Origin of the sequence: Enterococcus sp. DIV1758 (assembly GCF_051711985.1) — a bacterium.
Lineage (GTDB): Bacteria > Bacillota > Bacilli > Lactobacillales > Enterococcaceae > Enterococcus > Enterococcus faecalis.
In genome coordinates, this window is sequence record NZ_JBIOOA010000001.1 from 497,523 (window position 1) to 520,813 (window position 23,291).

The following is a 23,291-nucleotide window of genomic DNA, read 5'->3' on the forward strand; positions in this document are numbered from 1 at the left end:
CCAAAATGGCTAATGCTCCAAGCTCTAAATTTTCCGATTTAATTGGTGTTATAGTTCTTTATTCATTTCGTAGTGTTCAATGCCAGCATCCATAAAAGGTGCCCCTGTTTTTTGATAACCTAAACGTTCATAGAAGCCTACAGCGGTGACTTGCGCGCCTAGAGTAATCTTGTGGTAGCCTTGTTCTTTGGCAAAATTTTCTGCCGCTTCCATAATCACTCGTCCATAGTCGGCGCCACGGTAAGCTTTTTCAACGGCCATTCGTTGTAATTTCATAACGCCATTTTCTAGTGGAAGCAAGCGACAAGTTGCGACAGCTACATGATCCGTGTACAAAACAAAGTGAATACAACGTGCTTCATATTCATCGATTTCCATCTCTTCTGGTACCCCTTGTTCCGCTACGAATACGCGTTGACGAAGCCGGACAGCATCTAAATAAAGATCACTCATGGTATCTTTTGTTTGAGCTACATGCATAGAAAAACCCCCAAGTTCAGAATCTGTTTCTATTTTATTATACCACGAAAAAGTTCTAGAAATGAAGTATTCTCAATGACTGAGGGGGGAAGGTGTGATAAAATAAAACAGCAACAATTGAATAAAAATAAAGGAGGAGCTGCTGTGATTAATCGATTTAAAGAATCGAAATTATTTTTCTGGTCAGTTGAATTACTTGTCGTGGCCATGCTATTATTTATTGCTTCGAAAATTAATTTCTTATTTGCACCGATTGGGACATTCTTTTCAACGTTGTTTGCCCCAGTCTTAGTAGCAGGCTTTTTGTATTATTTACTAAATCCTGTGGTCAATCTATTAATGAAGACGAAAATGAAACGAATTTATGCCGTCTTACTGGTATTTTTATTACTAATCATCGCATTAGTTCTGATTTTATTAACAATTATCCCTAAGTTGGCAGATCAGCTAGCTAGTTTAGCATCAAGTATGCCGGATTTCTTTAAACAAGTGGAGACCTGGATTTATGAGATTGCGGAGTTACCTATTTTTAAACAAATTGATTTAACAAGCTATATTGAAAAAATGGATATTTCTTATGCAAATATTATCCAACAATTTTTAAGTAGTTTATCAAGTAGCTTAGGTTCAATCGTATCAACGGTGGCGTCAACCACCATTGTTTTGGTCACTGCGCCATTTATTTTATTTTATATGTTAAAAGATGGAGATAAGCTAGTACCAGCGATCCAACGCTTTTTACCTGAGAAAAGAAAAGATGATATTGTGGATCTTTTAGGACAATTGAACCAAACCTTATCCAGTTATATTAGTGGACAAGCGATTGAATGTTTATTTGTCGGTACATTTACGATTATTGGGTATTCATTGCTTGGCGTTCGTTATGCCTTTTTATTTGGTGTCATTGCCGGCTTTACGAATTTGATTCCCTATCTAGGCCCTTATCTAGGATTAGCGCCCGCTGTCTTAGTGACCATCTTTAATGAACCCGTCAAAGCAGCCTTATGTTGTTTAGTGGTGCTAGTGGTTCAACAATTGGACGGAAATATTATTTATCCAAACGTTATCGGAAAATCTCTAAAAATCCATCCATTAACGATTATTTTAATTTTATTGGTAGCAGGAAATTTAGCAGGTTTGCTAGGTATTTTCCTCGGCGTCCCATTTTACGCAATCTGCCGGACCATTATCTACTATGTTATTGATATGGTCAAAGCGGGTCGTAGTGAAAAAGTTACCAATGCCGTTCTTTTAGGGAATGAAACAAATACGAAAGAAAATAACGGTTAATGATTGAATCCGCTAATCTTTCGTGCTATGATTTTATGGATTAGGATAGAAAATAACCTGTCATAATACTGATTGTGTCTGTTTCTAAGCCTAACCATAAAAAGAGGAAGAACGTTAAAAGAGTACGAAAGTACAGCCTCGGAATTATCAACAATTAAGGAGAGAGAGAACATTATGAATAATGCTGACCCTGAGAGTCAGTCGCTAATTGCGCAACTTCTATTATTAGTCGTGTTGACGTTTATCAATGCCTTTTTGGCAGCGGCGGAAATTGCAGTCGTATCTGTTAACAAGAATCGTGTGGAACAAAAAGCGGAAGACGGCGACGCAAAAGCTCAAAAATTGCTTAAGGTATTGCAAGACCCCAATAACTTTTTATCCACAATCCAAGTAGGGATTACTTTGGTTAATATCCTATCTGGTGCTTCATTAGCAGAGACTTTATCTAGTCGTTTGGCCCCTGTATTAGGTGGCGGCGCCGCAGCTAAGAGTCTTGCCAGTATCATTATCTTAGCGTTGTTAACGTACGTTTCCATTGTATTTGGTGAATTATATCCTAAACGAATTGCCATGAATAAATCAGAAGAAGTCGCTCAATTGACTTCTGGTGCAGTCCGCTTTTTAGGAGTTATCGCGCGTCCCTTCGTTTGGTTGCTATCGGCTTCGACCGATTTATTATCCAAAATCACACCAATGACTTTCGATGATGCTGATTCGAAGATGACACGAGATGAAATGCGCTACATGCTTGAAACAGAAGGTGTTTTGGAAAACGAAGAACTAGAAATGTTACAAGGTGTCTTTTCATTAGATACAAAAGTGGCACGAGAAGTAATGGTTCCTCGGACAGACGCATTCATGGTTGACATCCAAGATGATGTCCAAGAAAACATCAATTTAATTTTAGGAGAAAATTATTCTCGGATTCCTGTTTATAGTGAAGACAAAGATAAAATTGTTGGTATTTTACATACCAAAACGTTACTAAAAGCTGCACGTAATTTAGGCTTTGAAAACATTGAATTAGGCGCAATCATCCAAGAACCATTATTTGTCCCAGAAACCATTTTTATTGATGATTTACTTTATGAGTTAAAACGAACACAAAACCAAATGGCGATTTTACTAGATGAATATGGCGGTGTTGTCGGTTTAGCAACACTGGAAGATTTACTAGAAGAAATCGTTGGTGAAATTGACGATGAAACAGATGAAGTAGAAAATTTATATACACAAGTGGCCGACAATGAATATTTGGTTCAAGGGCGCATGTTAATTGACGAATTTAATGAAGTATTTGAAACAGATTTACACATGAGCGATGTTGATACAATGGCAGGTTACTTAATTACAGCATTAGGAACCATTCCTGATGAAGGGGAAAAACCTTCTTTTGAAGTGGGCAATATTAAGTTAACTGCTGAAGAAATGGAAGGCACACGTTTGCTAGTCTTACGCGTTCATTTCTACGATGAAGAAACTGTCGATGAAGAACCAGAAGAAAATCGTCGTTTTTTCCGTAAAGAAATGGAAGATGACGAACCAAGACGTTAAAAATAACCTGTGACATCAGTCGTTTTGACTAATGTCGCAGGTTTTCCTTTTAAAAAACAGCCAACAGCAGCTCTTTATTCTCAAGGCTTGACATGATATACTAGCAAAGGTTAATCAAAAATTATGCTGAAGAAAATAAATAAATAAACATCACAAGTGATAAGGAGATTTTTATGACGATCAATCAAAAAGAAGCAGTCGATAGTCGCCGTACGTTTGCGATTATTTCCCATCCGGATGCTGGGAAAACAACGATTACTGAACAATTATTATTATTTGGGGGCGCCATCCGCCAAGCTGGAACAGTCAAAGGGAAAAAAACAGGGAACTTTGCCAAATCTGACTGGATGGAAATTGAAAAACAACGGGGAATTTCGGTAACGAGTTCTGTGATGCAATTTGACTATCAAGATAAACGGATTAATATCTTGGACACCCCAGGGCATGAGGATTTCTCAGAGGATACGTATCGGACCTTAATGGCCGTGGATAGTGCTGTGATGGTTATTGACAGTGCCAAAGGGATTGAAGCACAAACGAAAAAACTTTTCCAAGTTGTTAAAAAACGTGGTATTCCAATTTTTACCTTTATTAACAAATTGGACCGTGATGGACGGGAACCATTGGAACTTTTAGAAGAATTGGAAGAACTATTGGATATTGAATCTTATCCAATGAACTGGCCAATTGGTATGGGAAAAGGCCTAGAAGGTCTATACGATATTTATAATGAACGTGTGGAATTATATCGTCCAGAAAATAATGGCGGGGAGCGTTTTATTCCTTTAAAAGATGGCGATATCCCAAGCGATTTACCATTGCACAATAACAGCGTTTATCAACAAGTGTTGGAAGATGTTGAGTTATTGGTAGAAGCAGGCGATGAATTTAGCGAGGAAAAAATCGCTCGTGGTGATCAAACGCCAGTCTTCTTCGGTTCTGCTTTGACAAACTTTGGGGTTCAAACATTTTTAGAAACCTTCTTACAATTTGCGCCTGCGCCACATGCGCATAAAACAGAAGAGGGTGGCGAAGTAAGTCCTTACGAAAAAGAATTTTCAGGCTTTGTCTTTAAAATTCAAGCGAATATGAACCCAGCCCATCGTGATCGAATTGCCTTTGTTCGAATTTGTTCAGGTGTTTTTGAAAGAGGCATGGACGTGACTTTAGGTAGAACAGGCAAAAAAGTCAAATTAAGTAACGTGACGCAATTTATGGCGGATGCCCGCGAAAACGTCACAGAAGCTGTTGCAGGCGATATTATCGGCGTGTATGACACAGGAAATTACCAAATTGGCGATACTTTGTATGAAGGGAAAATGAATGTTCAATATGAAGAGTTGCCGTCATTTACCCCTGAATTATTCATGAAAGTAACTGCCAAAAACGTGATGAAACAAAAATCTTTCCATAAAGGAATTTACCAACTGGTTCAAGAAGGAGCCATTCAATTATATAAAACATATTTAACGGAAGAATATATCATTGGCGCCGTAGGTCAATTGCAGTTTGAAGTTTTCCAATACCGAATGTCCAATGAATACAATGCTGAAGTAGTAATGACGCCAATGGGTTCTAAAATTGCCCGCTGGATTAATCCAGAAGATTTAGATGAACGCATGAGCTCTAGCCGAAACATTTTGGCACGGGACCGCTTCGACCAACCATTGTTCTTATTTGAAAACCAATTTGCGGAACGCTGGTTTGCGGATAAATATCCAGATGTTGAACTGAAAAGTTTGATGTAAAATTAATTTGTAATCAATCAGTAGCTGAATCTTTAGAAGATTGAAGCTCGGCGCAATCATTCTCAAGATGATTGCGCTGAGCTTTTTCTTCTTATAAGGCACTAAAGCAGGCGTGATTATTTTTTTTGAGATAGAATACTTACTATAACGAACCTATCAAGGAGTGGACAAGAACATGAATTTTTATGGCATCGAGTATTTAAAAAGCCAATCTAATTTAAATGATTACTTAAAGTATTTTTTTATTTTTGCTTTGTTAATCGGGCTAGTCATTGTGTTTAGTTTTTATGTGCGACATCAAATTCAAACGAAATATCGTGAATTAAGTATTATTATTTTTTTATCATTATTATTTGTTTTAGGGGTTCAATATTCCAATTATCAACTGAACCAAAATCAGCATTCACAATCTTCACAAATGGTACATTTTGTCGAACAAGTGGCACAGGAAAAAAAGGTTTCTCCAGAAAAAGTTTATGTCAATGGTACACAATTGGCTGACGGAACCATAGTTAAAATTGACGAAGTGTTTTATAAAATGAGTTTAAGTACGGATCAGCAGTCTTATACGTTACAAGAAACGTATTTATTAACACCAACGATTGAAATAATAAAGTAAAGTGAGGGAAAATTAATGCAGTTTTATAGTCCAATTATTATTAAATTTGCTTTAGGTATTATTTGTTTAATTGTCCAAATTAATTTGATGGGAAAAGGCAATTTGGCGCCCACATCGGCCATGGACCAAGTGCAAAACTATGTATTGGGGGGCATTATTGGTGGTGTTATTTATAATGATTCAATTACGGTGCTTCAATTTGTATTAGTGTTAATTTTGTGGACATTATTAGTCTTAATTTTAAAATTTGCAAAAGAACACAATCGCTATGTGAAGCAAATTGTGGATGGTAAACCCATTACTTTAATCAAGGATGGACAGGTTGTGGTGAAGGAATGTTTGAAAAATGGTATTTCTGCAAATGATCTGATGTTTAAATTACGAGCAAATGGTATTTATGAAGTCCAGCTTGTTAAACGGGCGGTTTTAGAACAAAATGGTCAATTAACAATCGTCGAATATGGCGATGAAAGTATTCGTTACCCGATTATTGTGGACGGTCAAGCCAACATGGATGTCCTAGAGTTAATTAAAAAGGATGAGCACTGGCTATTAACGCAAATCCAAGAACAAGGATTCCAAAGATTACAGGAAATCTATCTAGGTGAGTATTTATCTGGGCAGTTAAGTTTATCGCCATATGAAGAAAAAACGATTACTTAGCTATACTTTTTATCCTACTTATATTAGAATTGAATGGTAATTCAATGAGCTTTAAAAGGAGGAAAAATGAAAACTAAAAAGATAGTTGTCGGGTTATTTTGTTCAATGATTGTTTTAATGGGGTGCCAACCAGATCAACGAACTGAAAAAATGAAAGAAAGTACTGAAGCAGAAGCAGGCCAAGTAACGAGTGGTGCCTCGGAAGCCACTAATGCCACTTCTGTAAAGCAGGAGGAGCAGGCAAACACGAATGATCAACCGAAGGAGAGTGCTGCCAAAGTGAGTTATGAGCGTAATGGACATACCTTTGAAGTTGATGCTGTTTCTGGCGCTACAGTAGAAGCTAATAATGGACAATCAGGAATTAGCCCAGAAGAAAAAGCCCAGAAGATGTATTGGTCAGGTCGTCCAGAAATCGGAGAAGTTCAAGGGGATTATTATCATCATGAAGTCGTGTTTGATGGCGGCTATACGGCTTTAATTGATGTCGTTGTTAAGGATCAACAAATTCAGTTAGTGGAATTTGATGAACGTGGACCTAAAAACTATTATTCTGAAGAATGGGCAGGAGTGACAAAACGTTTATCCGGCTATGCAAATTTTCAAGCGAACAACGCCCGAACCGATCAATCGTTAGTGACCGTTGTTAATACGATGACTTTTTTAGAAAATCAAATGGTTGCTGAAAATCGTCTAGATGGTGCCTTCCAGACAGCCAAAGGTCAATCCAATAGCGCTAATAATGGCTATCTTCCTGCTGCTAGGGCTTTAGCTAAGGAAATCAAAGAACCCTCAAAAGAACATTATACAAGTCTAACAGAAGATTTTGGAGAGGGGCTTTCTGGACGTTTAACTGTTATTACGTTAAAAGATTCAGGGAAAATAACCGATCTTCGTTATGATGAATATTTTGCAGATACAGAAGAAGAGATTAAAGATGCGAAACTGAAGGCTTATTCTCGCCAATCAAAATATTTTTCTAAAGATTATGCTCAAAAATCGGGAGAAAATTTCAAAAAAGAAGTGGATGACTTAAGAAAAAAAGCAATCGAGGAAAACAAATTAGTCAGTCCGACAAATGAGGAAGCTTGGTCGGAAAATTATCAAAGTCTTGTAAAAAAAATAACGTCACAATAAATTAAAAAAACTGCCGAAGTGGGGAAACTTCGGCAGTTTGTTTAGTTTTCCATGAGGGAAACTTTTAATGGAACAGACACTTCGGTCACATGGTTTAATTCAATGATAGAAATTTCATCTGGGTCATAAGCCTCTTTAGGTAATCGTTTCAACAGTTTTGCTAAAATTTCTTTTACTTCTGTCGGACGAATGCGACGATTTTTATTCATAATCAGAACTTCCACATGGTGAGCTGCTTCTGAATAGACAGCGGTCGTGTTTCCTGCTGAGTAGACTTTTACAAAGTAAGCATCCGTGTTTTCCAATTGTTTATTTACTAATTGTTTGTAGCTATTGGTCACATTCACTAATTTCATTTTATCACCTCATTATAGTTGTGTGCTGCAAAAGAGCGTTTCCAATTATGTACAGGAGTTCCAGATTGAATTTTTTCTATGAGGAACAAGTATACGAATATCTTTCTTCTATTATAGTTTTTTTTGATGAAAATAAAAAGTGAAAAGCATAAAAAAATCCGCACGCATTGTTATTAATGCGTGTGGATTTTTGATTATTCTGCTTGGTCAGATGTTGAAGTTTCTGTTTTAGTCACTTCTTGTGCGCCAGTTACGATAATTTTACCTTCGTTATCTAACGTTGCGACTAATTGATGATTTTCAGGATGATCTAGATAGTATTCAGCAATGCCGTCTTCAATTTGTTCTTGAATCGTTCGGCGTAAAGGACGAGCGCCCATTGCAGGATCATAACCTAAATCAACGATTTTCTCTTTGACTTCTGTTGGAACCTCAATGTGTAATTTTTGTTTAGCTAATAAGCCATTTACTTCTTCTAACATCAAGCTGACAATGTTCATCAGGTTTTCTTTGCTTAATGCTTTGAATTCGATAATACCATCGAAACGGTTAAGGAATTCGGGGGTGAAGAAGTTGTTCAATTGACCTAAAACAGATTTAGTCACACCTTCACGGGCAGCGCCAAAGCCAACGTTGGCTTCCACAGCTCCTGTTCCAGCATTACTTGTCATGATAATGATGGTGTCTTTAAAGCTGACTGTACGACCTTGTGCATCTGTTAAACGGCTATCGTCGAGAATTTGTAAAAACATGTGTAAAACATCAGGATGCGCTTTTTCAATTTCATCCAATAAAATTAAACTATAAGGATTACGACGGACTTTTTCTGTGAGTTGTCCAGCTTCGTCATACCCAACATAGCCTGGAGGAGAACCAATCAGTTTAGAAACACTGTGTTTTTCCATATACTCACTCATATCAAAACGAACCATCGAATCTTCTGAACCGAATAGCTCAAAGGCTAATTGTTTTGCTAATTCTGTTTTACCAACGCCTGTTGGCCCAACAAATAAGAAGGAACCAATTGGGCGGTTTTGTTTGCCTAGGCCTACACGATTGCGACGAATCGCTTTAGCTACTTTATCGACGGCATCATCTTGTCCGACAACATGAGCTTTTAAGTCAACAGCTAAATTTTTCAATTGGGTTTGTTCTTTTTCTTTTAAGTCACCGACAGGAATGCCAGTTTTTTGTTCCACAATGGCTTCAATATCTTTTTCAGTGATGACGGGTGTTTCTTCATCGCTGATTTGTTTTTCTTTCATTGCTTGTAATTTATTGATTTGATCACGATAGTAAGCCGCTTTTTCAAAATCTTCTTCTGCGGAAGCTTGTTGTTTTTGTTGTTCCGCTTCTGCTAATTTTTTATCAATTGTTTTTGGATCGACGAGTTGAATAGTTAGATTCATTTTTGAACCAGATTCATCTAACAAGTCAATCGCTTTATCTGGCAAAAAGCGATCTTGAATGTAACGGTTGGATAAGTTTGCTGCTGCGTTAATCGCTTCATCTGTATATTTAACATGATGATAATCTTCATAACGTTTTTGCAGACCATGTAAAATCGTTATGGTTTCAGCAACGGTTGGCTCATCTACTTGGACTGGTTGCATCCGACGTTCTAAGGCAGCGTCTTTTTCAATAATACGGTACTCATTTAAAGTTGTGGCACCGACTAATTGTAATTCACCACGTGCTAAGGCTGGTTTTAAAATATTGCCAGCATCCATATTGCCATCACCAGCAGCACCGGCACCCACAATTTCATGGACTTCATCAATAAATAAAATGACATTTTCAGCTTCAGTGATTTCTTCAATCAATTTTTGCATCCGTTCTTCAAATTGTCCGCGAATACCAGTTCCTTGAACAAGTGAAACCACATCTAAACGAATGACTTCTTTGTCCAATAATTTTTGGGGCACATCGCCATCGACAATTTTTTGGGCTAAACCTTCGACAACGGCTGTTTTACCAACACCTGGTTCACCGATTAAAACGGGGTTGTTTTTTGTACGGCGATTTAAGATTTCAATGACACGCTTAATTTCTTGGTCACGTCCTACCACAGGATCGATATCTCCTTGGCGTGCCGCTTCGGTGATGTTAATCCCATACTCGCCTAGTAAACCTTGACCAGCGCCAGCGCCTCCGCGAGGGGGTTGACCGCCATTACCACCATCACCAAATTGAGTGGGTGGTGTTTGTTGTTCATAAGGATTCCCTTGTTGCATTTGGCGAGAAAGAGAGCGATATAAATCGTCTAAACTCCCAAAGCCAAAAGGGTCTTGTCCCATATTTTGAGGGGAATTATTTGCTTGATTTTTTAATTTTTGATAGCAGCTTTGGCAATAGTCCAGTTGTTTTCTTTGACCATTCACATTTGCATATAAATGAATTGTTGCTTCATTTTGTTGACAATTTTGACAAATCATTGAATGAAACACATCCTTTCAAAATAACTGAGGCCAGAAAAATAGCTGTTTGCTCTATTATTTCTAGTAAACAGACCATTTTTCCTCAAACCAGCCAAGTACTAGATAGCAAGAATAAATTCTGTCTATAAAACCACTTGACCATTTTTGACCTTTGAGGTTATTATAGCATTTTTTGTAAGAGAATCAAGTAAAAGACCTTGTTTAAAAAAAGACAAAGATTCGATTTTTTTACAGACAATTGCGCCATTTTCAAGTAAACTATAAGAGTTGATATTTAAGAGAAAGAGTGGTGAAATCAATGGCTGAAAATCCTTTTGTAGAAAAAATTGCTTCATTAAAAGCTGGAGAAATCTCTGAATTAATCGTGGAGCAAAATGAATTTTTCCAATTTCGTGATGCTTGGATTTCTTTGCCTGACCGCGCGGAAATTGTTGGAGAAGCGGGGTTAAATGGACGAATCATTTATCGTTACCAAAAAGAGGAAGAATAGTCAGTGCAAAACATCACGAAATTTAAGTAAAAAGTGTTGTGTAAGATAGAAAAAAATGGTAATCTTAGAAACTGAAAGGGTCTTTTTTCGAGTAGACGTTTGATTTTAGCGTATCAAGAAAGGAAAACCCTAACATAAAAATTTTTTATTTACGAAGGAGACCGATTTATATGGAAAAGAAAGAATTTCACATTGTAGCAGAAACAGGAATTCACGCACGTCCAGCTACTTTATTAGTACAAACTGCAAGCAAATTTAACTCAGATATTAACTTAGAATACAAAGGTAAATCTGTTAACTTAAAATCAATCATGGGCGTTATGTCTTTAGGCGTTGGTCAAGGTTCTGACGTAACAATCACTGTTGATGGTGCTGACGAAGCTGAAGGAATGGCAGCAATCGTTGAAACATTACAAAAAGAAGGATTGGCTGAATAATGTCTGAGATGCTAAAAGGGATTGCCGCAAGTGATGGCGTTGCTGTTGCTAAAGCTTACCTGCTAGTTCAACCTGACTTGTCTTTCAACAAAACTTCCGTAGAAGATACTGAAGCAGAAGCAACTCGCTTAGACGATGCTTTAGCAAAATCTACTGAAGAGTTGCAAGCAATTCGTGACAAAGCAGCTCAAAGCCTTGGTGAAGCAGAAGCGCAAGTTTTCGATGCTCATTTAATGGTTTTATCTGACCCAGAAATGGTTGGTCAAATCAAACAAAATATCCAAGACAACAAAGTCAATGCAGAAGCTGCCTTGAAAGAAGTTACGGATATGTATATTGGTATGTTTGAAGCAATGGACGATAATGCTTACATGCAAGAGCGTGCAGCAGATATTCGTGACGTTGCCAAACGTATCTTAGCACATTTATTAGGTGTGACTCTTCCAAATCCTTCAATGATTAACGAAGAAGTAATCGTGGTTGCCCATGACTTAACACCTAGTGATACTGCACAATTAGACCGTACGTATGTTAAAGCCTTTGTGACAGACATCGGCGGACGTACTTCTCACTCAGCAATCATGGCTCGTTCGTTAGAAATCCCTGCAATCGTTGGTACAAAAGAAATTACTGACAAAGTAAAAGCAGGCGATATTTTAGCAGTAAACGGAATCATTGGGGATGTTATTATTGACCCAACAGATGCTGAAAAATCTGAATTTGAAGCAGAAGCAAAAGCTTATGCAGATCAAAAAGCAGAATGGGATAAACTAAAAAATGCAGAAACAGTGACAGCTGACGGCAAACATGTTGAGTTAGCTGCAAACATTGGTACACCAAAAGATTTAGCAGGCGTACACAAAAACGGCGGCGAAGCTGTTGGTTTATATCGTACAGAATTCTTATACATGGATTCATCTGACTTTCCAACTGAAGAGGACCAATACCAAGCGTATAAAGCAGTTCTTGAAGGAATGGAAGGAAAACCAGTTGTGGTTCGTACAATGGATATTGGTGGGGACAAAGAGCTTCCTTACCTAACATTACCACACGAAATGAACCCATTCTTAGGTTACCGTGCATTACGTATTAGCTTATCAGAACTAGGTGACGGCATGTTCCGTACACAAATGCGTGCATTATTACGCGCGTCTGTTCATGGTAACTTACGTATCATGTTCCCAATGGTTGCTACTTTGAAAGAATTTAGAGCAGCGAAAGCAATCTTTGAAGACGAAAAACAAAAATTAGTCAACGAAGGTGTTGAAGTTTCAAACGATATCCAAGTAGGTATTATGATTGAAATTCCAGCAGCTGCCGTATTAGCTGATAAATTTGCCAAAGAAGTAGACTTCTTTAGTGTTGGAACCAACGACTTAATCCAATACACGATGGCTGCAGACCGTATGAACGAACGCGTTTCTTACTTATACCAACCATACAACCCATCAATCTTACGTTTAATTAAAAATGTAATTGATGCAGCACACGCTGAAGGTAAATGGGCTGGTATGTGTGGTGAAATGGCGGGCGATCAAACAGCTGTTCCATTACTATTGGGTATGGGCTTAGATGAGTTCTCAATGAGTGCTACATCTATCCTTAAAACACGTAGCTTGATGAAACGTCTAGACACAACTAAAATGGCTGAACTTGCTGACCGCGCATTAAAAGAATGCGACACGATGGAAGAAGTCGTTGCATTAGTTGAAGAATATACAAAATAATTAAGCGATTATGAAAGCACATCGACAATTGTCGATGTGCTTTTTTACTGTTGCGATTCACGTATTTTTTTCTTGAAATAATAAATCGTGCTTCCCAAAATGAATAGAAAAACTAGCGTGATGCTAAACACCAGTTTCCAAGGGAAATTGGTGTGCTTTTCAGGTGGGAGGTTGACGGCGGTAGCATTGTATTTTTTAGCTTCTTTTTCTTGGATGACTAAGTGTTTTTCCCACGAATAGTCTTGATAGCCATCGTTTGCTTTGATTTTTACAGTATAATTTCCAGGAACAAAAGGTTGTTCCTTTAAGTCAATCCGATAATTAAAATTTGTATTAGGGGCCATTGTTAACGACTCTTGGTGATTTTCGTAGCGAGGTTTAGCTTCTTTTTCATAATATAAAGAGGCATCGACTTGTAATTTTTTAATCATAGCCGCTTGTTTGTTTTGGAGATTCATTAATACGCGGTTACGACCGTTAGCTTGATCGGTTTTTACTTCATTTAAAGATAATTTTGGCTGAACAGGTTCATCTGTTTCACTAAGTAAGACACCGACTACATAAGAAAAACGATTATTGATGGCCACGCCGTTTTCTGAGTGAGCAGGTTGTTCATCTGACTTTTGTTCAAAGTAGAGTCCTCCTAAAACATAACCATTAAATGGTTTTTCCGGTAAAGTAAGCTGACATTCAACAGTCTTGGTTGAGTGTTTAGGTAGGTAGATTTCTTTTGGTAATTGCGCAATCTCATTAAAGGTAAAAGGTGCAGATGGATCTTTTTTTGTTTCAGCATGAGAATAATCTGCCAAGCCATTATCATTAGTAATCGCTGCATTGGCTGAAGCTAGCACGGTAATGTCGTTGGCTGTTTGATTCGTTAGTTCGATTTGTAGCTTTTGTGTTTGGTTTGGAGCGACACGTAGATCAAAATAACTTGTCTCTTTGGTTCGTTGATTGTCGGGTAAAATGGCTTTTACAGAAAAAGTCATTTCGCTTGCTTCTACAGAATAAGAGCCAATAAAAAATAAAAAAATGATGACGCTAATAGCATGGAGCCATTTAAAAAGCTGCTGATTCATAGTGTGCACTCCTTTTTGACAATTTTTTATAAGAAGGTATTGCATGAAGTTGTTTCATGCAATACCTTGTTTGTTTTCTTTTAAAGTGGTGTATCATCCAAAATCCAAGTAAGCGTTGTTTTATATTGTTTAGCTGCAACTTTTTTCGTTGTCGCAGGAACAGTTAATTGAATGCCTTGAGCAGCGGTCGCTCCGTTACCAAAAGCTAATGTCCAAGTGCCCATTCCTGTTGAAAGAGCGGCAGTCGCCACAGGAGAAGTAGCGGCACCAGTTGGATCCAAGGTTACTGGGACCGTTAATGGCGCCAAAGAAAGTAACTGTGTTGAATTGGGTGTTGCTGCTAAAAAGGTCAAGGATGCATTATCCAAAACAGCGGGTGTTGAATCACTTGTAGCAAATTGCGCACTCTGTTTAACTGATAATTTCCAGCCAAGATTTAGACCACGTTTGTCAGTTACTTGAACATAGTTTGGCACGCTAATTAAATCGCCAGTACTATTTTGTACTTGGTCCAGTTGTGCCGAATAGATTGCTGTTCCGGCTTGAATTTGTTTTGATCCAAAATGGATATTTGAAACATAGTCAATACTAAGGGGTCCGGCTGTACCAGGTTGATGAGGATCAGCAGGATTAGGTGTCACAGGCTGAGAAGGGTTCGTCGGGTTGACAGGTGGCGTGACAGTATTATCAAGAGCAAACGTAATATCAGCGTTGGATTGAATAGAAGCGACTTGAGCTGCTTCAACTTTTGGACTATTTAAAAGCATAAGAGGCGTAGCAACGAACAAAATGCTTGAAATGCGCACGATCTTTTTCATTTTTTTATTCCTTCTTTCTTGTTTATTTTTAACTTTTAAAAAAGCTAAATCCTAATTAGAGGGGTGTATCAGAAAGAATCCATTGTAATTCGGCAGTGTAAGATTCTTTGACCGTTAAATTAAGGTCAGGAGCAACGCTTAAAAAAAGTCCATTTTGTTGGTTCCAAGGAATTTCTACATTGTTATCGTCCGTTGCGGTGTATTGATAAACTTCGGTTGCTAAAGAGGAGATAGGGAAATCACTGCCATTTTTTCGATAAATGAAAGCTTGCTGGATCGTTTTATTTGTAGAAGTTGAATGCATGGGCTGACTCTCTCTTACCAACAAATGCCATGGTGTTTTTGCAACACGACCATCGGCAATGAGGAAAGGAGCGCTGATGGTCGATGGTGAGTATATGGTTCGTTTGCTGGGAAAAGGTAAATTTTTAAAGGAAACTGTAGTTGGCATCTGCACAAAACGGAGGGTACCGTTTTTGATAGGTAAAGACTGTTCCTTAGTAATTGGCGTAATTGGCGTTCCGCCACCATCATTGCCAGTAACCGTGCTAGAAAATAAAAGAAATTGGTTTATCCATTCTTCTGTAACCGTTGCTGTATATTGTAAGGTGAATTGTGTATTGGCTTCCGTAAAATTATCTGCTGGCAGCGAATTATGATAACTCCAATACGGCAAACCAGTGGAACTATCAGTTAAAAGTTGAAGCCCAGCTATTGGCGTACTTAAACCTGCTGCTGATTGTTTTGTTAATGTAGCAGCTGAAAGTTGAGCCAGTCCTTTAGGCACCGTTGCTCGTAATTGCTGATTCATCCACGTTGCTGGTTGATTGGTTAAACGTGTGATTAACGTGAAACGAATGATTTGACCACTTACGACAGAGTTTGCAGCTTCCCAGAGCCCTTGTGCATTTTTCCGCTCAATGGTTTGCGTGACCGTTAGTTGAGGCACAGGATAAGCAACTGTTTGAGAAACAGTAGAACTGGTTAGCAAAGGCAGGCCAGTGCGATTGCTGAGACCTTGGACCCACAAGCTGACCGTTTCTCCCCCTTGGAAAGTGGGTAAATTAGCAAACTGAAAATGGCCATTGGAATCTAAGGACGTTGTGAAAATAGAACCACCATTTATTTGTACTTTAACTTGATAGGTTCCGTTAGATGCTTGAGAAGCTTTACCTGAAAGTTGAGTTGATCCGGCATTAGCGACTACGTTTGTGACTGGTTGGATTGACCAATTGACACTTTGGTCAGCTGAGGGGCTGCTTTGAATATAGTCGGTTGACGTTTTTGAACGAGCAAAGACAATTGTAGAGAGCGTGTCGCCATATTCTAATGGTGAAGCTAAAGATGTCGAGAAATTTCCGGCTGCATCGACAGAAATCCCTTTCACCACAATGGGGGTAGTGGTGCCATCATGGCGGTTCAAGGTTAATTGAACAGAGTAGTTATAGTTTGGGTCTTGTACTTGTTGAATGGTCCCTGTTACAGTAGTGTCCAGATGATTTGGTTGAGTTAGTTTGGCTGGTGTGACTTGAGGAACGGGGTAATTCCCTAAACTAAGTTGAGCTTTGCTAATTACGCCTGTTTTTGTATTGTTTCCAATAATAATATTAATTGCACCTAATCCAGTGCCGACATCTGTAAAGGTTCCTCGAATCGGATAGTCTTTGCCGTTAAGAGCAGGAGGGATTGAAATTCCTCGTTTATAAAGTGCGCCCACATCAAACGAAATGGCGGCAGACCATTTGGTTCCGGGAAGTAACACCAAGGTGCTACTTGGAAAAGTTAGATAAACAGAATGATAAGTGCTACTATAAGAGAGGCTGACGCCGTTAGTTGAACTGTGAATATCTTGAGTGGCTGTTCCTGGATAACTAACAGTCCCTGTTAAAAGAGTCAGAAAATCTTGTTGCTTTAGAGTGTCGTTATCTAACTGGCTTGAAATTTCTGTAGGAAGTTGAATAGCAATAATCGGCCGATCATTAATTGCTAAGCCGATAAGTGTCACACTGTATTCATATGAAAGTGTGATAATATCTTGGTTATACGTTCCCGTACTTAAGGTACTTTTCAAGGTGCTATTACCAACAGAAACACTAGCTGGCATAGGTGCCATAGGTTCATCGTTTTCAGAGGAAGCATGGGTTTGCTCGGTTTCTTGTTCCACGATATCGGTTGCTTGAGTTGTTTGTTGTTCTGTTGAAACTGAGGTAAATGTTTCACTAAAAGTAGAGGCGTGAGTTGTAGGGTTCAGTGTTTCAGAATGAGCCATCAAAGGTTGAGTCAGCGATAAAAAAAGCCATGATATGATGCAAGAAAAGATTCCCCAGACGAACTTATTCAAAACCATCCCCTCCTTTTTTGATATTATATGTATAATGACGAAAATATATAATACGTAAATATTGAGTACATACATTCTATAATGGGCCATTCATAAAGTAAAGCGATTACATCCGATGATGAACAAGATATTTTGTTCACAATCTTTTAGGGTTTTAAGAAGGAAATTTCTCGAAATTCTATGCTTTTTTAATCCGAAAAAATTAAAAAACTGATAGTTTGCTAAAAATCGAGTCTTTCTTTCACTTCTTAGCACTTAAAATATTTACATTTTCCTAGGGATAGTGTACTATTTAAAGGTATGCATAAATAAAGTTTGATGTATAAAATTAAATGTTATTCGGAGGGAAACAAATGTCTGCGAAATGGGAAAAAAAAGGCACTAATGATGGTGTATTAACTTTTTCAATCGAACAAGCAGTAATCGAAAAAGGATTAACGCAAGCGTTCAATAAAGTGAAAAAAAACTTAAACGTACCTGGTTTCCGTAAAGGAAAAGTATCACGTACTGTTTTTAACCGTATGTATGGAGAAGAAGCGTTATACGAAGATGCGTTAAACGCTGTTTTACCAGAAGCATATGAAGCGGCTGTATTAGAAGCAGGAATTGAACCAGTAGCACAACCAAAAATTGATGTTGAAAGCATGAATAAAGGGGAAGACTGGGTTATCACTGCTGAAGTAACTGTAAAACCTGAAGTAAAATTAGGCGAATACAAAAACTTAACAGTGTCTAAACAAGACCGTGAAGTAACAGATGAAGACGTGGAAGCACGTTTGAAACGCGAACAAGAATCTCAAGCTGAATTAGTAATCAAAGAAGATGCCACTGCTGAAAATGGCGACACTGTAGTTATCGACTTTGAAGGCTTCTTAGGCGACGAAGCATTTGAAGGCGGCAAAGGCGAAAATTACTCATTAGAATTAGGTTCTAATTCATTTATTCCAGGCTTTGAAGACCAATTAGTTGGCAAAAAAGCTGGCGAAGAAGTAGAAGTAAACGTTACTTTCCCTGAAGATTACCAAGCAGAAGATTTAGCTGGTAAAGAAGCAGTCTTCAAAGTAACTGTTCATGAAGTAAAAGCAAAAGAATTACCAGAATTGGATGATGAATTTGCAAAAGACGTTGACGATTCAGTAGAATCATTAGACGAATTAAAAGAAAAATTCCGTAAAGAATTGACAGAAGCAAAAGAAGCAGCAGCTGAAGAAGCAAAAGACGAAGAAGCAATTCGTTTAGCTGTTGAAAATGCTGAAATCGTTGAATTACCACACGTAATGGTTCACGACGAAGTTCACCGTTCAATGGATGAATTCTTAAACAACATGCAACGCCAAGGAATTTCTCCTGAAATGTACTACCAATTAACTGGTTCTACAGAAGAAGATTTACACAAACAATTTGAAGGCGAAGCAGAAACACGCACAAAAACAAACTTAGTGATTGAAGCAGTTGCCAAAGCTGAAAACATCGAAGTAACACAAGAAGACATCGATGCTGAAGTGAAAGATTTAGCAGAACAATACAACATGCCTGAAGCGCAAGTACGTAAAGTATTAAACAACGACATGTTAGAACACGATATTCGTATGAAACGTGCTGTTGAAACAATTACTGAAACAGCTGTTGAAAAATAAACATTTTTAATAAGCTCTTCATTCGATAGAGTTTTCTAAAACTGTAGATGGAAGGTGTCTTTCATCTACAGTTTTTTTCATATAAAATAACTTTTGAAAGGGTGTGTCAAAATGGATAAAAATTATTCGAAAATTAAATATGGATTAGTGGTGTTTGGCATCTTATGCTTGACGTACAATCTCTGGGAATTTTTTACGGCCAAGTATTCAACAAAACAAGGTGTGACGTTTGTTATCGAATGTTTACTTGGAATTGGGCTGATCTTTTTACCGGATCTTGTCAATAAATTTTTAAAAATTATTATGCCACCGACCATCGTTTATTTTTACTGGTTTTTCTTATTTATTTCAGTATTCCTAGGAACCTCGTTGCATATGATTTCAATCATTTCGTTCTGGGATAAAATTTTACACTTTGTTAGTCCGATGCTGTTAACTGCTGTTGGTTATGGTATTGCTGGTTTCCTATTGAAGAAAACGAAGTACGCCGATGTTTCCCCGTGGTTGTTTTTATTATTTGGGTTTGCATTTGCAGGGCTTTGTGGCGTTTTCTGGGAATTCTGGGAATTTATCTGCGATTCATTAGGGAACATGAATTTACAACGCTATAATATGTCCAACGGCCAACCATTTATTGGGCGTGCTGCTTTAATGGATACGATGGGGGATTTATTTACCAATACCCTTGGGGCCTTTGTGATGGGCGTGTATACGTATATCAGAAGCAAAGGAAATCCTGAGTATTTAGAAAATTATGCGATAAAGAGAAAATAATAAAAAAGCGATTCAACCATGGTTGAATCGCTTTTTTGCTGTTTTTTTTAAGCAGGTACTTCGACAGGTTTTTTCAAAAGTCCGTAGACAATTCCTGAAATAATCGCCCCAATTAAGATGAACAATAGATATAGTAATGGATTACTTAATAGGAATACGACAAAGATTCCTCCATGTGGTGCCAATAATTTGATACCAAACGCACCAACCAACGCACCAGTAAAAGCAGAACCTACCACGAAACTTGGAATCACACGTAATGGGTCAGCTGCTGCAAAAGGAATTGCCCCTTCAGTGACAAAAGAAAGTCCCATTACAATATTGGTTAAGCCGGCATCTTGTTGATCTTTTGTAAATTTATTTTTAAATAAACGAGTTGCTACGAAAATTGCTAATGGAGGAACCATTCCGCCAGCCATTACAGAAGCCATGACCACGCTGCCACCTTCTGCAACAGTACTTGCTAGCGTAGCTGTACCGAAAACATAAGCAGCTTTGTTAACTGGTCCACCTAAGTCGATGGCCATCATACCAGCTAATAAAGCACCAAGTAAAGCTGCATTTGTGCCATCTAAGCCAAGTAGGAAATGATTTAACGCATCATTAATTGCTTTCATTGGGATGTTAATGACTAACATTAATAAGCCCGTAATAATCAAACCAAAAACTGGATAGAATAAAATGGTTTTAATTCCATCTAATGATTTTGGCAAGCCTTTGAAGACTTTACGTAAAAGAACCACTACATAACCAGCTAAGAAACCACCGATTAGGGCCCCAAGGAACCCAGCGCCTCCAGCGTTTGCTAACGCACCAGCGGCGAAACCAGCAACTAAGCCTGGACGATCCCCAATACTAGAAGCAATAAAACCAGCTAAGACAGGTAACATAAAGCCAAATGCTGCGCCACCAATTTGGTTAAACCAGCTAGCTACGTCATTGTAATTACCTAAGTTGGCTAATTGATCTTGAGGAACTCCGATAAATTGATCAATCATAAAGGAAAGAGCAATGGCAATTCCGCCACCAATAACGAAAGGTAACATATGAGAAACACCATTCATTAAATCTTTATAGATACGAGAACCGATTGAACCTTCCGCTGAATCCTCTTGGTCGCTTGCAGCCGAGTCACTGCCATGGAAAGTAGGAGCTTCACCACTAATGGCTAAGTTAATTAGTTCTTCGGTTTTACGAATTCCATCACTGACGGGACGATTGACTAATTTTTTACCATCAAAACGATTCATTTCTACTTTTTTATCGGCTGCGACAATTACGCCATCAGCACGAGCAATATCTTCAGCAGTCAAACGATTTTTAATTCCTTCTGAACCGTTTGTTTCTACTTTAATGTCTACGCCCATTTCTTTTGCTTTTTTCTTCAGTGCATCTTCAGCCATGTAAGTGTGAGCAATTCCTGTAGGACAAGCAGTCACAGCAATAATATATTTACGATTGCTTTCTGGTGCTGGCGTTGTTTGTTCTTGTTCTGCTTTTTCTTCCGCTTCTTTTTGATCTTCTGCTGCTTGGAAAAGAGCTTGGACTGCTTCTGGAGTTTCCGCTTCTTTCAATTTGCCAACAAAGTCTGGATCGATAAGTAATCGAGAAAGGGCCGCAAGCGCTTGGAGATGTGTATCATTAGCGCCTTCTGGAGCAGCAATCATGAAGAATAGATAAGTAGGTTGTCCATCTAGTGCTTCATAATCAACCCCTTTTTTACTTTTAGCGAAAAGAACTGTCGGTTCTTTTACGGCACTGTTTTTTGCGTGAGGCATAGCGATGCCGTCGCCTAAACCAGTCGATGTTTGTGATTCGCGTTTTAAAATTCCTTCTTTGTAAGTGTCAATGTCAGAGATGCGGCCGCCATCGTATAATTTTTGGACCATTTCATCAATCGCGCCTTTTTTATCAGTAGCTTGTAAATCCATAATCATGACATCTTTTATTAATAAATCATTAATGTTCACTCTATTTTCCTCCCTTAGTGGATTTATTCTGAAATTTTTTCAATTGTTACTTCGTGAATAAGTTCTTGGATAAAATCTTCTGAGGCTAAATCATCAGAAAATGCGGTCGCGCTACCGCAAGCGACACCCCATTTGAAAGCCTCTAAAGGATCTTGTGTTTTTGAAAAGTTGCCAATAAAACCAGCAATCATTGAGTCGCCAGCGCCGACAGAATTTTTCAGTGGACGTTCTAAAACGTTGGAACGATAAACACCTTCTGTTGTGAAAAGTAATGCACCATCACCAGCCATTGAGATAATTACGTGTTGCGCTCCTTCTTCTAGTAACCGATGTCCATAAGGTAAAATATCTTCAACACTTGTAAAGGTTGTATGATATAATTCTGCCAACTCATGATTATTTGGCTTGACCAATAAAGGCTTTTGTGACAAAGCGTTCATTAAATCTTCACCTGTCGTATCAATAACAAATTCTGCGCCTTTTTCCTTCACAATTTGGATTAATTCTTCGTAAAATCCTTTGCGTAGAGAAGCAGGTGTACTTCCTGAAAGAACAACAATATCACCAGCCTGAACACGACTAACTGCTTGTTTTAGTTCTTGAATTTCTTCGTTTGTTAGAGCAGGTCCTAAGCCGTTAATTTCTGTTTCAGTATCTGATTTCAATTTAATGTTGATTCGTGTATCAGCAGACACGGGAGTGAAATTCGTTTGGATTTCTTCTTTTTTCAACCAATCGGCAATGAATGAGCCTGTAAAACCACCTAAAAAACCTAAGGCAGTGGATTCTGTCTCCATACGTTTTAAGATACGTGAAACGTTGATTCCTTTGCCGCCAGGTAATTTAAAATCATTCGTCATCCGATTTAAATCACCAATTTGTAGATGATCGACATGAACGATAAAGTCGATAGAAGGGTTTAAAGTCACTGTGTAAATCATTTGTTTGCCTCCATTAAAATAGTTTTTTGCTGGAATCCTTGAAGCGATTCAGCAGGGCAGTAGTCAGTTAGTAAAGTAACTGACTCTAATTCTTCCACTTTGGTAAACGTTACTTCATTAAATTTTGTATGATCCAGTAAAACATAGGCTGTTTCTGCTTGATGAATAGCCAAGGCTTTTAGCGCTGCTTCTTCGGGATCAGGCGTCGTTAAACCAAACTCTAAATGTGCGCCGTTAGTTCCTAAAAAAGCTTTGTTAAAACGAAAATGTTGTAGCTGTTCCATACTAGTGGCACCAATGATTGCTTTAGTGGAGAGCTTCAAAGTACCACCAAGCATAATAGTGGGAATTTCCATATCGCTAAGTTTTGCAGCATGATGTACGGAATTCGTCACTACATGGATTTGTTTCCCAACTAAAAAAGGGATCATTTCTAACGTGGTTGAACCAGCATCTAAATAGATCATATCGCCATCTTGTACACAACTAGCGGCTAAAGAAGCAATCTTTTGCTTTTCGTGCGTGTTTTTGATTGATTTTTCCGTCATGTTTTGTTCAAAGCCTAAATTAAGAATACGCTTAGCGCCGCCGTGAATGCGTTCTAACAAATTGGCGTCTTCTAATTCTTGTAAATCGCGGCGTATTGTGGATTCTGAAGCATTGAACAAGCTAGCAAGTTCTTGTGATTTGACGACTGATTTTTGATCTAACAATTGTAAAATTTTTTGATGTCGTTCTTCCGTAAGCATTTTCATCCCTCATTTCATGGATATAATAGCACAAATGAAAACG

The 23,291-nt window shown here is 38.1% G+C and carries 20 protein-coding genes; 11 read left to right on the plus strand and 9 right to left on the minus strand.

Annotation, left to right across the window (positions count from 1 at the left end; genetic code table 11):
- Nucleotides 1-48: 48 nt before the first annotated feature.
- A complete protein-coding gene (locus IGJ52_RS02640) occupies nucleotides 49-480 on the minus strand; it encodes a GNAT family N-acetyltransferase (protein WP_002358682.1) in 432 nt (143 codons plus the stop codon).
- Between the two features lie 75 nt (nucleotides 481-555).
- On the opposite strand from IGJ52_RS02640, the gene IGJ52_RS02645 reads away from it, so the two are divergent.
- The 6 genes from IGJ52_RS02645 to IGJ52_RS02670 all read left to right on the plus strand — a co-directional run bounded on the left by IGJ52_RS02645 (nucleotide 556) and on the right by IGJ52_RS02670 (nucleotide 7,491).
- On the plus strand, nucleotides 556-1,770 hold the full coding sequence (locus IGJ52_RS02645; protein ID WP_002384914.1) for an AI-2E family transporter: 1,215 nt from the start codon (nucleotides 556-558) through the stop codon (nucleotides 1,768-1,770).
- 174 nt (nucleotides 1,771-1,944) lie between these two features.
- On the plus strand, nucleotides 1,945-3,324 hold the full coding sequence (locus tag IGJ52_RS02650) for a hemolysin family protein (RefSeq protein ID WP_002363168.1): 1,380 nt from the start codon (nucleotides 1,945-1,947) through the stop codon (nucleotides 3,322-3,324).
- A 173-nt stretch (nucleotides 3,325-3,497) separates the two neighbouring features.
- Nucleotides 3,498-5,072 (plus strand): peptide chain release factor 3, encoded by a 1,575-nt coding sequence (locus tag IGJ52_RS02655; RefSeq protein WP_002355543.1) that lies wholly within the window; start codon nucleotides 3,498-3,500, stop codon nucleotides 5,070-5,072.
- Nucleotides 5,073-5,247: 175 nt separating this feature from the next.
- The gene (locus IGJ52_RS02660) at nucleotides 5,248-5,691 is read left to right on the plus strand and encodes a DUF3290 domain-containing protein (protein WP_002355544.1); all 444 of its coding nucleotides are present in this window, start codon (nucleotides 5,248-5,250) and stop codon (nucleotides 5,689-5,691) included.
- 15 nt (nucleotides 5,692-5,706) lie between these two features.
- Complete coding sequence (locus tag IGJ52_RS02665) at nucleotides 5,707-6,354, plus strand: DUF421 domain-containing protein (protein ID WP_002382984.1); 648 nt, start codon at nucleotides 5,707-5,709, stop codon at nucleotides 6,352-6,354.
- Between the two features lie 66 nt (nucleotides 6,355-6,420).
- Complete coding sequence (locus IGJ52_RS02670; RefSeq protein WP_010715038.1) at nucleotides 6,421-7,491, plus strand: hypothetical protein; 1,071 nt, start codon at nucleotides 6,421-6,423, stop codon at nucleotides 7,489-7,491.
- Between the two features lie 41 nt (nucleotides 7,492-7,532).
- Here IGJ52_RS02670 and IGJ52_RS02675 read toward each other — a convergent pair whose 3' ends face one another.
- Both IGJ52_RS02675 and IGJ52_RS02680 read right to left on the minus strand, forming a co-directional pair.
- A complete protein-coding gene (locus IGJ52_RS02675) occupies nucleotides 7,533-7,847 on the minus strand; it encodes a DUF1827 family protein (RefSeq protein ID WP_002355547.1) in 315 nt (104 codons plus the stop codon).
- Nucleotides 7,848-8,041: 194 nt separating this feature from the next.
- The gene (locus IGJ52_RS02680) at nucleotides 8,042-10,282 is read right to left on the minus strand and encodes an AAA family ATPase (RefSeq protein WP_438791883.1); all 2,241 of its coding nucleotides are present in this window, start codon (nucleotides 10,280-10,282) and stop codon (nucleotides 8,042-8,044) included.
- A 301-nt stretch (nucleotides 10,283-10,583) separates the two neighbouring features.
- Here IGJ52_RS02680 and IGJ52_RS02685 point away from each other — a divergent pair, with 301 nt between their 5' ends.
- From IGJ52_RS02685 to ptsP, 3 genes are all read left to right on the plus strand, one after another.
- On the plus strand, nucleotides 10,584-10,775 hold the full coding sequence (locus IGJ52_RS02685; RefSeq protein ID WP_002366170.1) for a hypothetical protein: 192 nt from the start codon (nucleotides 10,584-10,586) through the stop codon (nucleotides 10,773-10,775).
- A gap of 170 nt (nucleotides 10,776-10,945) precedes the next feature.
- Nucleotides 10,946-11,212: a phosphocarrier protein HPr gene (locus IGJ52_RS02690; protein WP_002355551.1), complete on the plus strand. Its 267-nt coding sequence runs from the start codon at nucleotides 10,946-10,948 to the stop codon at nucleotides 11,210-11,212.
- Nucleotides 11,212-12,939, plus strand: a complete 1,728-nt coding sequence (gene ptsP, locus IGJ52_RS02695) for a phosphoenolpyruvate--protein phosphotransferase (protein ID WP_002382988.1) — start codon at nucleotides 11,212-11,214, stop codon at nucleotides 12,937-12,939. Before IGJ52_RS02690 ends, ptsP begins: the two co-directional genes overlap by 1 nt.
- Before the next feature lie 44 nt (nucleotides 12,940-12,983).
- Here the strand turns inward: ptsP and IGJ52_RS02700 are convergent, their stop codons facing one another.
- Genes IGJ52_RS02700 through IGJ52_RS02710 form a run of 3 tightly spaced genes read right to left on the minus strand, consistent with a single transcriptional unit; the run spans nucleotide 12,984 to nucleotide 17,267 of the window.
- Nucleotides 12,984-14,063 (minus strand): DUF916 and DUF3324 domain-containing protein, encoded by a 1,080-nt coding sequence (locus tag IGJ52_RS02700; RefSeq protein WP_002419984.1) that lies wholly within the window; start codon nucleotides 14,061-14,063, stop codon nucleotides 12,984-12,986.
- 35 nt (nucleotides 14,064-14,098) lie between these two features.
- On the minus strand, nucleotides 14,099-14,836 hold the full coding sequence (locus IGJ52_RS02705) for a WxL domain-containing protein (RefSeq protein ID WP_002382990.1): 738 nt from the start codon (nucleotides 14,834-14,836) through the stop codon (nucleotides 14,099-14,101).
- A 55-nt stretch (nucleotides 14,837-14,891) separates the two neighbouring features.
- Entirely contained in the window at nucleotides 14,892-17,267 is a 2,376-nt protein-coding gene (locus tag IGJ52_RS02710; RefSeq protein ID WP_438791884.1) for a hypothetical protein, read from the minus strand.
- A 263-nt stretch (nucleotides 17,268-17,530) separates the two neighbouring features.
- On the opposite strand from IGJ52_RS02710, the gene tig reads away from it, so the two are divergent.
- Both tig and IGJ52_RS02720 read left to right on the plus strand, forming a co-directional pair.
- Nucleotides 17,531-18,814: a trigger factor gene (gene tig / locus IGJ52_RS02715; RefSeq protein WP_267593743.1), complete on the plus strand. Its 1,284-nt coding sequence runs from the start codon at nucleotides 17,531-17,533 to the stop codon at nucleotides 18,812-18,814.
- A gap of 111 nt (nucleotides 18,815-18,925) precedes the next feature.
- Nucleotides 18,926-19,588, plus strand: coding sequence for a hypothetical protein (locus tag IGJ52_RS02720; RefSeq protein ID WP_002366175.1), 663 nt, complete (start codon nucleotides 18,926-18,928; stop codon nucleotides 19,586-19,588).
- Nucleotides 19,589-19,635: 47 nt separating this feature from the next.
- On the opposite strand, the gene IGJ52_RS02725 is transcribed toward IGJ52_RS02720, so the two are convergent.
- The 3 genes from IGJ52_RS02725 to IGJ52_RS02735 are packed head-to-tail and all read right to left on the minus strand — an operon-like array spanning nucleotide 19,636 to nucleotide 23,248.
- Nucleotides 19,636-21,558: a PTS fructose transporter subunit IIABC gene (locus IGJ52_RS02725; protein ID WP_002355558.1), complete on the minus strand. Its 1,923-nt coding sequence runs from the start codon at nucleotides 21,556-21,558 to the stop codon at nucleotides 19,636-19,638.
- A gap of 23 nt (nucleotides 21,559-21,581) precedes the next feature.
- Entirely contained in the window at nucleotides 21,582-22,499 is a 918-nt protein-coding gene (pfkB, locus tag IGJ52_RS02730; RefSeq protein WP_002355559.1) for a 1-phosphofructokinase, read from the minus strand.
- Nucleotides 22,496-23,248: a DeoR/GlpR family DNA-binding transcription regulator gene (locus tag IGJ52_RS02735; protein WP_002381250.1), complete on the minus strand. Its 753-nt coding sequence runs from the start codon at nucleotides 23,246-23,248 to the stop codon at nucleotides 22,496-22,498. The genes pfkB and IGJ52_RS02735 overlap by 4 nt, the downstream gene beginning before the upstream one ends.
- Nucleotides 23,249-23,291 lie beyond the last annotated feature (43 nt).